This window comes from Pseudomonas sp. KH_046_1 (genome assembly GCF_057839025.1).
Genome location: NZ_CM174481.1, coordinates 1,799,693 through 1,813,374, shown reverse-complemented (window position 1 = coordinate 1,813,374; position 13,682 = coordinate 1,799,693). Strand labels below are relative to the sequence as shown.

The 13,682-nt window shown below is 62.7% G+C and carries 16 protein-coding genes; 2 read left to right on the top strand and 14 right to left on the bottom strand.

Features of this window, described 5'->3' with window-relative positions:
* Positions 1-7: 7 nt before the first annotated feature.
* Positions 8-490 carry a hypothetical protein gene (locus tag AC3IT9_RS08280; protein WP_008051047.1) on the top strand — a complete coding sequence of 161 codons (483 nt, stop codon included), beginning with the start codon at positions 8-10 and terminating at the stop codon, positions 488-490.
* Between the two features lie 146 nt (positions 491-636).
* Entirely contained in the window at positions 637-1,908 is a 1,272-nt protein-coding gene (locus AC3IT9_RS08275; RefSeq protein WP_150724559.1) for an OmpP1/FadL family transporter, read from the top strand.
* A 90-nt stretch (positions 1,909-1,998) separates the two neighbouring features.
* Here the strand turns inward: AC3IT9_RS08275 and AC3IT9_RS08270 are convergent, their stop codons facing one another.
* The 14 genes from AC3IT9_RS08270 to cobO form a co-directional block, all read right to left on the bottom strand.
* Entirely contained in the window at positions 1,999-2,550 is a 552-nt protein-coding gene (locus AC3IT9_RS08270) for a glutathione peroxidase (protein WP_353742382.1), read from the bottom strand.
* A gap of 55 nt (positions 2,551-2,605) precedes the next feature.
* A complete protein-coding gene (locus AC3IT9_RS08265) occupies positions 2,606-2,728 on the bottom strand; it encodes a hypothetical protein (protein ID WP_353742381.1) in 123 nt (40 codons plus the stop codon).
* Complete coding sequence (locus AC3IT9_RS08260) at positions 2,725-3,933, bottom strand: MFS transporter (protein ID WP_353742380.1); 1,209 nt, start codon at positions 3,931-3,933, stop codon at positions 2,725-2,727. Before AC3IT9_RS08260 ends, AC3IT9_RS08265 begins: the two co-directional genes overlap by 4 nt.
* Before the next feature lie 52 nt (positions 3,934-3,985).
* The gene (locus AC3IT9_RS08255) at positions 3,986-4,390 is read right to left on the bottom strand and encodes a MarR family winged helix-turn-helix transcriptional regulator (RefSeq protein ID WP_095945934.1); all 405 of its coding nucleotides are present in this window, start codon (positions 4,388-4,390) and stop codon (positions 3,986-3,988) included.
* 174 nt (positions 4,391-4,564) lie between these two features.
* Positions 4,565-5,296, bottom strand: a complete 732-nt coding sequence (locus AC3IT9_RS08250) for an adenosylcobinamide-GDP ribazoletransferase (protein ID WP_150753366.1) — start codon at positions 5,294-5,296, stop codon at positions 4,565-4,567.
* A gap of 2 nt (positions 5,297-5,298) precedes the next feature.
* On the bottom strand, positions 5,299-5,874 hold the full coding sequence (gene cobC, locus AC3IT9_RS08245) for an alpha-ribazole phosphatase family protein (protein ID WP_489272645.1): 576 nt from the start codon (positions 5,872-5,874) through the stop codon (positions 5,299-5,301).
* Positions 5,871-6,926, bottom strand: coding sequence for a nicotinate-nucleotide--dimethylbenzimidazole phosphoribosyltransferase (gene cobT / locus AC3IT9_RS08240; protein ID WP_489272643.1), 1,056 nt, complete (start codon positions 6,924-6,926; stop codon positions 5,871-5,873). The genes cobC and cobT overlap by 4 nt, the downstream gene beginning before the upstream one ends.
* A complete protein-coding gene (gene cobU / locus AC3IT9_RS08235; RefSeq protein ID WP_150753369.1) occupies positions 6,923-7,444 on the bottom strand; it encodes a bifunctional adenosylcobinamide kinase/adenosylcobinamide-phosphate guanylyltransferase in 522 nt (173 codons plus the stop codon). Before cobU ends, cobT begins: the two co-directional genes overlap by 4 nt.
* Before the next feature lie 148 nt (positions 7,445-7,592).
* On the bottom strand, positions 7,593-9,044 hold the full coding sequence (locus tag AC3IT9_RS08230; RefSeq protein ID WP_151213336.1) for a cobyric acid synthase: 1,452 nt from the start codon (positions 9,042-9,044) through the stop codon (positions 7,593-7,595).
* Complete coding sequence (gene cobD / locus AC3IT9_RS08225) at positions 9,041-10,033, bottom strand: threonine-phosphate decarboxylase CobD (RefSeq protein WP_489272641.1); 993 nt, start codon at positions 10,031-10,033, stop codon at positions 9,041-9,043. The genes AC3IT9_RS08230 and cobD overlap by 4 nt, the downstream gene beginning before the upstream one ends.
* Complete coding sequence (gene cbiB, locus AC3IT9_RS08220; protein WP_150724550.1) at positions 10,026-10,934, bottom strand: adenosylcobinamide-phosphate synthase CbiB; 909 nt, start codon at positions 10,932-10,934, stop codon at positions 10,026-10,028. Before cbiB ends, cobD begins: the two co-directional genes overlap by 8 nt.
* A complete protein-coding gene (bluB, locus tag AC3IT9_RS08215; protein WP_150724549.1) occupies positions 10,931-11,581 on the bottom strand; it encodes a 5,6-dimethylbenzimidazole synthase in 651 nt (216 codons plus the stop codon). The genes cbiB and bluB overlap by 4 nt, the downstream gene beginning before the upstream one ends.
* Positions 11,578-12,993 carry a cobyrinic acid a,c-diamide synthase CobB gene (locus AC3IT9_RS08210; RefSeq protein ID WP_489272639.1) on the bottom strand — a complete coding sequence of 472 codons (1,416 nt, stop codon included), beginning with the start codon at positions 12,991-12,993 and terminating at the stop codon, positions 11,578-11,580. Before AC3IT9_RS08210 ends, bluB begins: the two co-directional genes overlap by 4 nt.
* Positions 12,990-13,601 carry a cob(I)yrinic acid a,c-diamide adenosyltransferase gene (gene cobO, locus AC3IT9_RS08205; RefSeq protein WP_008049722.1) on the bottom strand — a complete coding sequence of 204 codons (612 nt, stop codon included), beginning with the start codon at positions 13,599-13,601 and terminating at the stop codon, positions 12,990-12,992. The genes AC3IT9_RS08210 and cobO overlap by 4 nt, the downstream gene beginning before the upstream one ends.
* Positions 13,602-13,682: the final 81 nt, after the last annotated feature.

Genomic DNA, 13,682 nt, shown 5'->3' with positions numbered 1-13,682 from the left:
GGGTTTTATGGGTATCGCTGCCAGCGAACTGTGCCGTTATGTGATTCGTCCGACCTTGATCTACCTCGGACGTCATAGCGCTACTGCCGAATCCCTGCTGCTGGGCATTGCCGCCAGCCAGTCCGCCCTTGGTTCCGCCCTGCATGACCGCCGTGGGCACGGCCTGTACCGCATCGCCGAGCCCCGTCACCAGGCCCTTTGGGACCATTACCTGGCCCTTGATCCGGAGCGTGCAAGCCTGGTCCGCGGCCTGGCCAGCCAGCATGCGTTTCTCAGTGGCCCGCACCTCGAATTGACCGTCAACCTGCGTTACGCCACAGCCATCGCCTGGCTGCTGGTGGAAGAACAGAACACCCCCCTCCCCGCCCCGGATGATTTGTTGGGTATGGCCAGAATCTGGCGCCAGACATTTCAACCCCAGGGACGTCTGCGTGATTTCACCAGCGCCTGGCAAACCTGTGTTTCACCGCTGAACCAGGTAGCCTGCTGACTCCTCTGGATCCAAAGATCGCGCAACACGCCGCGATTCTGGTCGGATTGTCCTACAAAACCGCTCTAAATCAAGGCATACAGCCTATGGCGTCGGGACGAAAATGTTGGTAATTTTCGCCCCGGTGATCACCAGGAGTTCTAATAATGAAAAAAGTAATGCTCAAAACCACCATTAGTCTCGCCGTTGCCATGGCATCCACCCAGATCTTTGCAAGTGGCTTTGCCCTCAACGAACAAAGCATCAGCGGGATGGGGTCAGGTTTTGCCGGGCGATCTTCCTCTGCCGACGACGCATCCACCATTTTTGGCAACCCTGCCGGCATGTCTCGCCTCAAACGCGAACAAGTGACCGGCGGTGTTGCATTTATCGACGCGCACACCGACATAAGTGATGCCAGCTCCCGTCCGAACGGCGGCACCAACAAGGGTGACATGGTCCCCTTCATGGGCGTGCCGATGGGCTATTACGTCAAGCCAATCGATGACCAGTGGGCGGTCGGTTTCGGCGTCTACGCGCCGTTCGGTCTGGTGACCGATTACGAGAACGGCTTCGCCGGCCGTTACTTCGGCAGCAAGAGCGAAGTCAGAATCGTGACCCTGCAGCCAACCGTCAGCTATGCCTTCAACGACAAGGTATCGATTGGCTTCGGTCCGACCATCAACCGCATCGACGGCACCCTGGAATCGAACCTGTCGATCACCCAGGCCGCGCCGGACGGCGAGGTCAAGATCAAGGGTGACGACACCGCGCTGGGCTACAACATCGGCGTGCTGGTTCAAGCCACCGACAGCACTCGCGTCGGCCTGACCTACCACTCGAAAGTGAAGTACACGCTCGACGGCAACACCAAGGTCAACTACAACGTGCTGGGCCTGATCGGCCAGAACCCAAGCCAGAAATACGACGCTTCGCTGGACCTGACCACACCTGAATCGGTGGACTTCTCGGTCACTCACCAGCTCGACGACAAGTGGACTCTTTACGCAGGCAGCACCTGGACCCGCTGGAGCCGCCTGAAAGAAATCACCGTTGAAAACAAAGGCGTTCCGGCCGTTCTGAACGGCCAGTTCGGCACCATCACTGAAGAACAGAACTGGCACGACACCTGGGCTCACGCCATCGGCGCGTCCTACCAGTTGAACAAGCAATGGGTACTGCGTACCGGTCTGTCCGTAGACCAGGCACCGACCAACAACGTCGACCGCTCCCCACGCATCCCGACTGGCGATCGCAAGATTTTCAGCGTAGGCGCCGGCTGGAGCCCGACCGACGACCTGACCATCGACCTGGCGTATTCGTACCTGCGCGAAGAGTCGGTCAAGGTCAACAACAGCAACGACCGTGGCCAGACCTACAACGCCAAGTATGAAAACTACGCGAACGGTTTCGGTCTCGGCGCGACCTACCGCTTCTGATGATTTACGGCGAGCCTGAACCGCTCGCCCGCTGAATCAAAAAAAGCCCCGCTCTCTTGTACAGAGGCGGGGCTTTTTAGTGGGTGCAGATCAAGGTTGTGAAGCCAGGGCTTGCTCCACCGCTGCAATGAACTCGGGATCATCGGGCTTGGTCAGGCTGGAAAAGCTGGCGATCACCTTACCCTTGCGATCGACCACGTATTTGTAGAAATTCCATTTTGGCGCACTGCTCTGTTCGGCCAGCACTTTGAACAGATGGGTTGCGTCGGCGCCACGTACCGACTGCGGCTCGGTCATGGTGAAAGTCACGCCATAGTTGACGTAACAAACCTTGGCGGTTTCGGCACCGTCCCTGGACTCCTGCTTGAAGTCATTGGACGGAACACCCAGCACTTCCAGCCCCAGCCCTTTGTAACGCTGATTCAGCGCCTCAAGGCTTTTGAACTGCGGGGCGAAACCGCAGAAGCTCGCAGTATTGACCACCACCAGCGGCTTACCTTCATACCGTTGACAGAGGTCGATGGATTCCTTGGCGCGCAGCTTTTGCAGTGATCCTTGCAACAGCTCCGGGCACTCGGCCGCGTAGGCCAGCCCGGTAAACGTCAGCAGCAACGCGGGGACTGCAATCCAGCGCTTCAACATGTCGGTGCATCCTTGATAATTCGTCAAAAGCGACGTTACTCGCCCTCGCCGCTCGCTAGCAAGTACCCATGCCCAACTGCATCAGCGCCAGACCGCCCTGATGCCAGCCCCACCACGCCAGGGTAAGCAGCAAGGCGCAGACAGCGAAAAACGTGATACGAGGCCAGAGACTGTTCATGTCGCACTCATTTGTGTTTGCAGGCGCGCCACCGGCCGCTCACGCACCGGCCAGTTGAGGGCAGCGGCCAACAGGCTCAAGAGAATTGCCACTTGCCAGATCAAGTCATAACTCCCGGTTCGGTCATACACCACCCCGCCCAACCAGCCGCCCAGGAACGAACCGAGCTGGTGAAACAGGAAAACAATCCCGCCGAGCATGGACAGGTTTCGCACACCAAACAAGGTCGCCACCGTGCCGTTGGTCAACGGCACCGTCGACAACCACAGGAAACCCATGGCCATGCCGAACAGGTAGGCCGTGGTGGTCGTCACCGGCGCCCACAGGAACAACGCAATGACCACCGCCCGCAGCAAGTACAGACCGGTGAGCAAACGAGGCTTGGACATGCGCCCGCCGAGCCATCCAGCGGTATAGGTGCCGAAGATGTTGAACAGGCCGATCAGTGCCAGCACCGTGGTGCCGACCGTCGCCGGAAGGTGTTGATCCACCAGATAGGCCGGCAAGTGCACGCCGATGAACACCACCTGGAATCCGCACACGAAAAAGCCGAACGCCAACAGCCAGAATCCGGAATGGGAGCAGGCTTCGCGCAGCGCTTCGCCAAGGGTTTGTTCGTGGCCCAGGACGGGCAGCGGCTTGTCCTTGAGCATACTCACCAGCGGCACGATCAACGCCACCAGCAAGCCCAGCGCCAGCAACGCCGCGGACCAGCCAAGCCAGCCAATCAAACCGAGTGTGCCGGGCAACATCGCGAACTGACCGAACGAACCGGCCGCACTGGCGATCCCCATGCCCATGCTGCGCTTTTCCGGCGGCACCGCGCGCCCGACCACCCCCAGGATCACCGAGAACGACGTACCGGACAGTCCGATGCCGATCAGCAGGCCGGCGCTCAGGGACAGGGTCATCGCCGAGTCGGAGAGCCCCATACAGATAAGCCCGGCCGCGTACAGGACGCCACCGACCAGCACCACTTTCGCCGCGCCGAAGCGGTCAGCCAGGGCGCCGGTGAACGGCTGTGCGAGGCCCCAGATCAGGTTCTGCAGGGCTATGGCGAAGGCAAAGACTTCACGGCCCCAGCCGAACTCGGCGCTCATCGGCGCCAGAAACAGCCCGAAGCCATGGCGAACGCCCAGCGACAACGCAAGGATCAGCGCACTCCCCAACAGAACCCAGCCGCATGTACGCCACATCGATGTCATTGTTGTTCTCCGGTAGCGGGTATATACCCGCTTATGATCGAAAAAACCGGCATCATGCCAGTTCATCCAGCAGCTTCAATAAGGTTTCGCGCTTCTCGGCACCCAGGCGATCGATCAAGCGCTGCTGCGCGGCTTCCCAGGCCGGCAAGGCAGCCTTGAGGCGCTCTGCCCCGGCATCGGTCAACAGGACGATGCGGTTGCGCATGTCCTCGCCCTCGACCAGCGTCACCAGGCCATCACCCTCCAGCACCCGCAAATTGCGCCCCAGGGTGCTGCGATCCAGGCCCATGGCCTCGGCCAGGGTCGAGATGCTCGGCTGATCCAGACGCTGCAGGTTGCACAGCAAAGAATACTGCGCAACGTTGATCCCGAAGCCATCGAGAGCGCCGTCGTAATGCCTGCTGACGCCACGGGCGGCGCGACGCAGGTTGATGCATAAACATTGGGAATCGAGCATGGTGCGTGTATATACCCGCGAGTCGGTTAAATCAAGTTACATGAGGGTTAGCAGTGTTCTGAAGATCGCCTTCGCGAGCAAGTCGGATCGCCGCACCGCCGCTCCCACATTGGAATGCGATCAACTGTGTGGGAGCCTGCTCGCGATGAGGCCGGAACATTCAACACAACCCGATCAAGCCAGCGCCAAGCCTACCAGCACTGCAACTTCCAGCAACTCCAGCATCGCACCCGCCGTGTCACCCGTCGTACCACCCAGGCGCCGCAGCATCACCTGTCGCAACCAGACAAACCCCAGCGCCGCCAACACCACCGCCAGCGCACCGCTGATGCCTGCGATCAACACACAAGCCAGTGCGCTGACCGCCAACACCTGCTTGCCCGCCGAACGCGGAAGATGATCGGCCAATGCCTGGCCCAGGCCACCAGCACGCACGTACGGCGTGGTCAGGAACAAGCCAAGCAACGCGCTGCGACCGATCAACGGCACGATGATCAATGCCAGCGAGTGCGGCTGTTCGATCAGCGCCAGCAGGGCGGTGAACTTGAGCAACAACACCAGCACCAGCGTCACCACGGCGATCGGCCCGCTGCGCGGGTCTTTCATGATGGTCAGCGTACGCTCGCGGTCACCAAAACCACCGAGCCAGGCATCGGCGCTGTCCGCCAGGCCATCGAGATGCAACCCGCCGCTGAGCAGCACCCAAAGGCTAAGCAACAGCGCCGTGTGCAACAACGTCGGCGTGCCGAGCAACAGCCAGTTGACTGCCCACAGAATCACGCCAAAGAGTAATCCCACCAGCGGATAAAACAGCAGCGACCGCCCCAGTTCCCGGGGCTCAGGCATACCGGGCAGGCGAATCGGCAGGCTGCTGAGAAATTGCAGGGCGACCCAGAATGGCAGCATGATCAGAGCACTTCCTTCAACACGCCCGCAGGCTCCACCGTCAGCGAAAACAGTGCGCCATGCCCGACTTCAACGTTGAGCAGTTGCTCTCGCGGCAGCCCGCGAGCTCGCGCCAGCAATAGGCGCATCACACCGCCGTGGCTGATCAGCAGAATGCGCTCGCCGGCACAGGTCGCATGCAAACGCTCCAGCGCGGCCAGCACCCGTGCCGAAAAGTCTGCAACCGGCTCCCCCTGAGGCGGCGTGAAGGAATAAGGATCGGCCCAGAACAAGCCCAGGGCCTGCGCGTCGGTTTCCATCAACGCCGCCGCGCTCTGCCCTTCCCAGGCGCCGAAATGCAACTCTTGCAGGTCTTTATCCAGTTGCACCGGCACACCCAGTTGCGCACCGAGTTCCTCGGCAAACAGCGCACAACGCTGCAAGGGTGAACTGACCAGCCGATCCCATGGCCCCTGCCCGACCACCGCGGCGCGCATCTGCGCCCAGCCCGTGTCGGTCAACGCGTCATCGATACTGCCGCGCAAGCCGCCGCCGAGTTCGGTTTCACCGTGACGCAACAGATCCACGCGCAAGGTCATGCCGGGCGATCTGCCACGGCGGCTTCGGCGAAGGTCGCCATCTGCCCGTGCAGGTCGCAAGCCAGGCGCAACAGCGGCACAGCCAACGCCGCGCCACTGCCTTCGCCAAGCCGCAGGCCGAGATCGAGCAAGGGTTGCGCGTCCAGGGTTTCCAGCACATGACGATGCCCTGGCTCGGCGCCGCGATGACCGAACAGCAGCCACTGACGACACTCTGGATTCAAGCGCACCGCAACCAGCGCCGCGACACTGCAAATGAAGCCATCCACCAGCACCGCAACACCTTCCTGGGCACAGGCGAGATACGCACCGACCAGCGCGGCGATTTCAAAACCGCCGAGGTTGAACAGGGTCTGCAAGGCATCGCCACGCTGCGCGCCATGCAATGCCAGGGCGCGCTCGATCACCTGGGCCTTGTGGCTGACACCTTCGGCATTGAGCCCGGTGCCAGGCCCGGTCAAATGCACCACCGGGCAATCGAGCAGCGCGCACGCCAGGGCGCTGGCGGCGGTGGTGTTACCGATGCCCATTTCGCCACCGATAAACAACTGTGCACCGCTGGCGATTGCCCGCAGCACGCTGTCACGGCCGGCCTGCAAGGCGAGTTGCCCCTGGGCCTGGGTCATGGCCGGTCCCTGTACAAAATTTGCCGTGCCCGGGCCGACGTTCAGGTGGCGTACACCCGGCAGGCTCAGCGACGGCGTTACCGTGCCAAGGTCAACCACTTCTAGGGAAGCGCCCAGTTGCCGCGCCAATACGCTGATCGCCGCACCACCGCTGACGAAGTTGAGCAGCATCTGCCCGGTCACTTCCTGGGGAAACGCCGACACGCCCTCGGCGACGACGCCGTGGTCACCGGCAAAAATCGCGATCCACACCTGCTCCAGACTCGGCTTGACCCGCCCCTGCAAACCCGCCAGCTGCACCGCCAGCGCTTCCAGCTGCCCGAGGGAGCCGGCCGGCTTGGTCAGTTGCTGTTGCCGCGCCTGGGCCTGTTCGACCACTTGGGTATCGACCGGCTTGCACGGGTTCAGCCACCAGGATTGAGTCATAACGCAGTTCCTTTCAGAGTCAGGGGCAGGCCGGCGACGGTCAGGACGACACGCTGACAACGCTCAGCCAGAGCTTGATGCAGCCAACCGGCTTCATCGACATAGCGGCGAGTCAATTCGCCCAGCGGCACGACACCCATTCCGGTCTCGTTGCTGACAAAAATGATTTCACCCGGCAGCGACGCCAGGCATTCGAGCAGAGCATCACGCTCGGCGTGCAAGCGCTCGGCATCGTCAAGCATCAGCAGATTGGTCAGCCACAGGGTCAGGCAATCCACCAGCAGGCAGCGCTCGGCACGGGCGGTTTCACGCAGCACCCGGGCCAGCTCCACCGGTTCTTCGATCAATGCCCATTCGGCAGGACGACGGGCGCGGTGATGGGCCACCCGCTCGCTCATTTCGCCATCCAGTGGCTGGCTGGTGGCGATGTAGGTGACGGCCAGGGCGCTGTCGATGGCGAGCTTTTCAGCCAGGCGACTCTTGCCGGAGCGGGCGCCGCCGAGGATCAGTTGGAGCATGGTTGTTTCCTTGAAATCTTCGGTGAGGCGACTGGCCCCTTCGCGGGCAAGCCCGCTCCCACAGGGTTACGAGGTTTACTCAAATTTCCTGATCAACCCAAATCTCTGTGGGAGCGGGCTTGCCCGCGATGAGGCCATGGCAGGCGCCTTATATCCCACAGAGCTGCCGCAACAACCCGGTATCCAGATGCTTCTCCACCAGATCCGCCAACCGCTCGATATCACGCTCGCGCAAGCCGTGATAATCCACGTCCTGCACCTCCTGCAAACCCGCCCAGCGCAGCAGCGCACTGCACGCCGCCGGCGATTCGAACAGCCCGTGCAGGTAAGTGCCGAAAATCTGCCCGTCAGCACTTTGCGCACCATCACAGCGGCCGTCATCCAGTTGCACGGCGGCGTTTTCCAGAGCGGGTCCGGTGGTTACTCCGGCATGAATTTCATAACCCGCCACCGGCGCGTCTTCCAGCGCCAGGCGACCACGCACATTGCGCAACTGCTTCTCTTGTTCGAGCTCGGTCTGGAACGCCAGCAGCCCCAAACCGGCACTGGAACCCGGCGCACCTTCGAGGCCCAGCGGGTCATGTACCTGTTCACCAAGCATCTGCAGGCCGCCACAGATCCCCAGCAGTTTCCCGCCGTAACGCAGATGCCGGGCAATGGCGGTGTCCCAGCCGTTGGCCCGCAGGTACGCGAGGTCGCTGCGCACACTTTTCGAGCCGGGAAGGATGATCAGGTCGGCGGACGGAATCGCCTGGCCGGGGCCGATGAATTGCAGGTCCACTTGCGGGTGCAGGCGCAGCGGATCGAAATCGGTGTGATTGCTGATGCGCGGCAGCACCGGCACCACCACCTTCAGCACCTGTTCGGCTTTATCGGCCTGGCGTTGATCGATGCCGTCCTCGGCCTCCAGGTGCAGGTCCATTACGTACGGCAGCACGCCGATCACCGGTTTGCCGGTGCGCTCTTCGAGCCAGTCGAGACCGGGTTGCAGCAACGCGATGTCGCCACGAAAACGATTGATGACGAAGCCTTTGACCCGCGCCTGTTCGCTCGGCGACAGCAGTTCGAGGGTGCCCACCAGATGGGCGAAAACCCCGCCGCGATTGATATCGGCGATCAGCAGCACCGGGCAATCCACCGCTTCGGCAAAGCCCATGTTGGCAATGTCGCCGGCGCGCAGATTGATTTCCGCCGGCGAGCCCGCGCCCTCGACCATCACCAGCGGATACGCCGCGCTCAAGCGCTCGTGGGAGACCAGCACCGCTTGCATGGCGATGGATTTGTAGTCGTGATAGGCGACGGCATTCATGGTCGTGACGGCGCGGCCATGGATGATCACCTGGGCACCGGTGTCACTGTTGGGCTTGAGCAACACCGGGTTCATGTCGGTGTGCGGCTCAAGGTTCGCGGCCTGGGCCTGTACCGCCTGGGCGCGGCCGATCTCGCCACCGTCGGCGGTCACCGCACTGTTGAGGGCCATGTTCTGCGGCTTGAACGGCACCACCCTGACGCCTTGGCGGGTGGCCCAACGGCACAGCGCGGTGACCAGCGTGCTTTTACCGGCATCCGATGTGGTGCCCTGCACCATCAGCGTGGTCATTGGTTTTCCTTGGCGAAATCGTCGAACGCCTGTGCCAGTCGTACCCAGGCGATTTCGTCACCGGGCAAGCCGAATCGCAGGCTGCTGTTGTGCGTGAACAACCGCAGGAGAATGCCGCGCCGGGCCATGAACTCATGCAGTGCTTCGGCGCGCTCGGTGATCAACCACTGGAACAGCGCACAGCCGCCCTGGGGCTCGAAGCCGTACTGCTCCAGCAACGACGCAAGGCGCTCACTGGCCTCTTCGGTGCGCACCCGTTGCCGCGTATGCCCCTCGGTATCGCGCAGGCAGGCCTGGCCCACTACCCGGGTTGCCCCGCTCACGGCCCAGGGCCCCACTTGTTCAGCCAGCAACTTGAGTAACTTGCGCTCGGCCAGTACAAACCCCAGGCGCACACCGGCCAGGCCGAAAAACTTGCCAAAGGAGCGCAAGACGATCAGCCCGACTTGATGGGCAAACGGCGCCAGGCTCAGTTGCGGCGTGTTATCCATGAACGCTTCGTCTACCACCAGCCAGCCACCGCGCTGGGCCAGCCGCGCGTGCCAGTCGAGCAGGCGACTGGGGGTGAGGCTCAGGCCTGTGGGGTTATTCGGATTGACCACCACCAGCACATCGAAACTGTCGATAAAGAAGTCGACTTCCTGCTCCAGCACTTCACGCACGATGTAGCCGTTGCGACGCCACGCCTCGGCGTGCTCGGCATAACAGGGTGACAGCACGCCGACCTTGCCCGCCCGACGCAATCGCGGCAGCAGTTGAATCGCCATTTGCGAGCCGGCCACCGGCAATACCTGCAAGGTGCCGTAGTAATCGCAGGCGGCCTGCTCCAGACCGTCGTCCGTCTCCGGCAAACGGGCCCAGGCCCGCAGCGGAATATCCGGCACCGGGAACGGCCAGGGCGCAAGGCCCGTGGACAGGTCCAGCCAGTCGGCTTCATCTATGCCGTATTCGAGCGCCGCCTTGCGCAATCGCCCACCGTGCTCAAGCATAAAATTCGGCCCCCAGGCAAAGAATCAGCAGCCATAACCATACCCCGCGCTGGACCAATTGCCAGCCCCGGTCAATGGAGTCGGCATCCGCCGGCACGCCTTCGCCCAACTGTGGACGCTGATGCAGTTCGCCGTGATAAATCGCCGCCCCGCCCAATTCGACGCCAAGGGCACCCGCCCCTGCCGCCATCACCGGACCGGCGTTCGGGCTGTCCCAGGTCGGACCCTGGGTGCGCCAGCATTTCAACGCCAACCGGGTTTTGCCCAGCAACGCGTAAGTCAGTGCCACCAGGCGCGCAGGAATGTAATTGAGCACGTCGTCGACCTTCGCCGCCGCCCAGCCGAACCGTTCGAAGCGTTCATTGCGATAACCCCACATCGCATCCAGCGTATTGCTCAGGCGGTAGAGCACCACGCCCGGCGCGCCGGCCACGGCAAACCAGAACAACGCCGCAAATACTGCATCGCTACCGTTCTCCAGTACCGACTCGGTAGCGGCCCGGGCGACTTCGGTCTCATCCAGATCACTGGTTTTACGGCTGACCAGATAACTCACGCGTTTGCGTGCTTCATCAAGATCACCGCCGCGCAGGGCCTTGGCCACAGGCGTGACATGCTCACCGAGGCTGCGCATGCCGAGGGCGCAATAGAGCGCGAGGATCTCGACGATCCAGCCGACATAGGGCGCCCAGGAAAATGCCGTGGCCAACAGCGTCAGCGGCAACACGGCGATCACCCACGCGGTGACGCCATGACTGCGCCAGCCGCGACCGCCGCCGTTGAAACGTTGCTCGATGCGCTCGGCAAAACGGCCGAACGCCACCAGCGGATGCCAGCGTTTGGGTTCACCCAGCAGCGCATCCAGCGCAACCGCGGCGACACTCAACAACGCCACACTCATTGACTCACTCCCCAATAGTTTTCATACAGCAATTCATGCAGCGGACGCGCCTGTGCCCAGCCTTCGAGCACCAGCATCGGCGCCGGGTAGAACTCCCTCACCGGTCCCAGGCACAGCACCGCCAGTGGCTTGGCTCCCGGTGGCAGCCTCAACAGGTCCGCCAGTGCCTGTGGTTCGAACAGCGACACCCAGCCCATGCCCAGACCTTCGGCGCGGGACGCCAGCCACAGGTTCTGGATCGCACAGGACAAAGAAGCCATGTCCATTTCCGGTAAGGTGCGGCGACCGAAGATATGCTGCTCGCGGTCGTCCATCAGTGCCGCGACCAGAACCTCGGCGCAATCGTTGATGCCTTCGACCTTGAGCTTCATGAACTCATCGCTGCGCTCGCCGAGGGCTTCGGCGGTGCGGATGCGCTCTTCTTCCACCAGGGCCTGGATTTGCCCGCGCAAGGCGCGATCGCTGATGCGGATGAAGCGCCAAGGCTGCATCAGGCCGACACTGGGAGCCTGGTGTGCGGCTTCGAGCAGGCGCCGCAGCAATTCGGGCTCGACGGTGCCGCCGCTGAAGTGGCGCATGTCGCGGCGCTCGGCGATGGCGCGATAGACCGCTGCGCGTTCGGCTTCAGAGAATGCGTTGTCGCTCATGGCCTTTTCGCGAGCAAGCCCGCTCCCACATTTGAAGGTGAGCAGCCTGAAGAAACGCAATCCCCTGTGGGAGCGGCGGTGCGACGATTCGACTTGCTCGCGAAGGCGGCTTCAAGGTCCGGCGCAAACAACGCGGCAATCGCCGAAGGGTTCGACGGAAAATAAAAGTGCACATAGGAGGCAGTCATCCGCCCATCACGGTAGACCGCCTCCGCTCCGCGCCCGCCGTTAGGGCTCAAGCCACGGGCAATCGGCGCCAGTTCAGTGGTGGTCAACGAATGGTGATAGGTGTGCCCGCGCAGCAAACCTTCCGGCAATTCCACCGCTTGCAACGCCAGCGCTGCCAGACGCTTTTGCATGACCGCATCACCGGCCAGCAAGCCAACCAGTTCGGCGCGAGCGCCCTCGACATCAGTCAGGGAATCGAGCAGATACAGCATGCCGCCACACTCGGCGAGCAAGGGTTTGCCTGCCCGGTGGTGGGCGCGGATCGCGTCGAGCATCGCGGTGTTTTGCGCCAGCGCGAGATGGTGCAGCTCCGGGTAACCGCCCGGCAGATACAGGCTGTCCGCCTCCGGCAACGCTCGGTCGCGGATCGGCGAGAAGAACGACAACTCGGCACCCATCGCCCGCAGCAGATCCAGGCTCGCGCCGTAGGTGAACGCAAAGGCTTCATCACGGGCGACGGCAATGCGCACACCAGCCAGCAGCGGCTCGACCGCGATGACATCAGGGGCGGCGAACTCGACCGCCGGCGGCAGCGCGACCTCGCAACTGCTGGCCAGGGCATCGGCTGCCGCATCGAGGCGCAGGTCGAGATCGTTCAACTCACTGGCCTGCACCAGCCCCAGGTGCCGGCTCGGCAATTCGATCCCGGTTTCCCGGGACAGCGCGCCGTACCAGCGCAAACCTTCAGTCAGGCTACCTTCGAGCAGTTGCGCGTGGCGCAGCGTGCCGACACGATTGGCCAGCACGCCGGCGAATGGCAAGTCCGGCTGATAACGCGCCAGCCCCAGAGCCAATGCGCCGAAGGTCTGGGCCATGGCGGTGCCATCGATCACCCCCAGCACCGGCACACCGAAATGCCGCGCCAGATCGGCGCTCGACGGCGTACCGTCGAACAGCCCCATGACGCCTTCGATCAGGATCAGATCCGCTTCAGCAGCGGCTTCCCACAGCAACCGGCGACTCTCCTGCTCGCCGACCATCCACATGTCCAGTTGATACACCGGCGCACCACTGGCGCGTTCGAGAATCATCGGATCGAGAAAGTCGGGGCCGCACTTGAACACACGGACCTTGCGCCCCTGATTGCGATGCAATCGGGCCAGCGCTGCGGTGACGGTGGTCTTGCCCTGGCCGGAAGCCGGCGCGGCAATCAGTACCGCCGGACAGTGCCGAGGCTGACTCACAATTCGACGCCTTTCTGCGCTTTGATCCCGGCTTGAAAGGCGTGTTTGATCACACCCATTTCGGTGACGGTGTCGGCCATCTCGATCATTTCCGGCTTGGCGGCACGACCGGTGACCACCACGTGTTGCATCGGTGGCCGGGCCTGCAAGTCGCTGAGCACCTGATCGAGATCGAGGTAGCCGTGCTTGAGGGCGATGTTCAGTTCATCCAGCACCACCAGACCGATGGATGGATCGCGCAGCAGTTCCCGGGACACCGCCCAGGCGGCTTCGGCGGCGGCGATGTCGCGCTGGCGGTCCTGGGTTTCCCAGGTAAAACCTTCACCCATCACATGAAAACGCACCTGCTCGGGAAAGCGCCGGAAGAACAACTCTTCGCCCGTGCTGTTGCGGCCCTTGATGAACTGCACTACGCCGCACTGCATGCCGTGCCCCATGGCGCGGGCGAGCATACCGAAGGCCGAACTGCTCTTGCCCTTACCGTTGCCGGTCAGCACCAGCAGCAGGCCACACTCGTTCGGGGAATTGGCGATGCGCTCGTCGATCACGGCTTTTTTGCGCTGCATGCGCGCCAGGTGGCGTTCGTCACGATCGGGGGTATCAGTCATGGGGGAGCTCTCCGTTGAGGCAGGAATAACGGCGGGCAGGCACAAGAATAGAAGGCAAAAAGCCTGGCATCGCCCACCGTG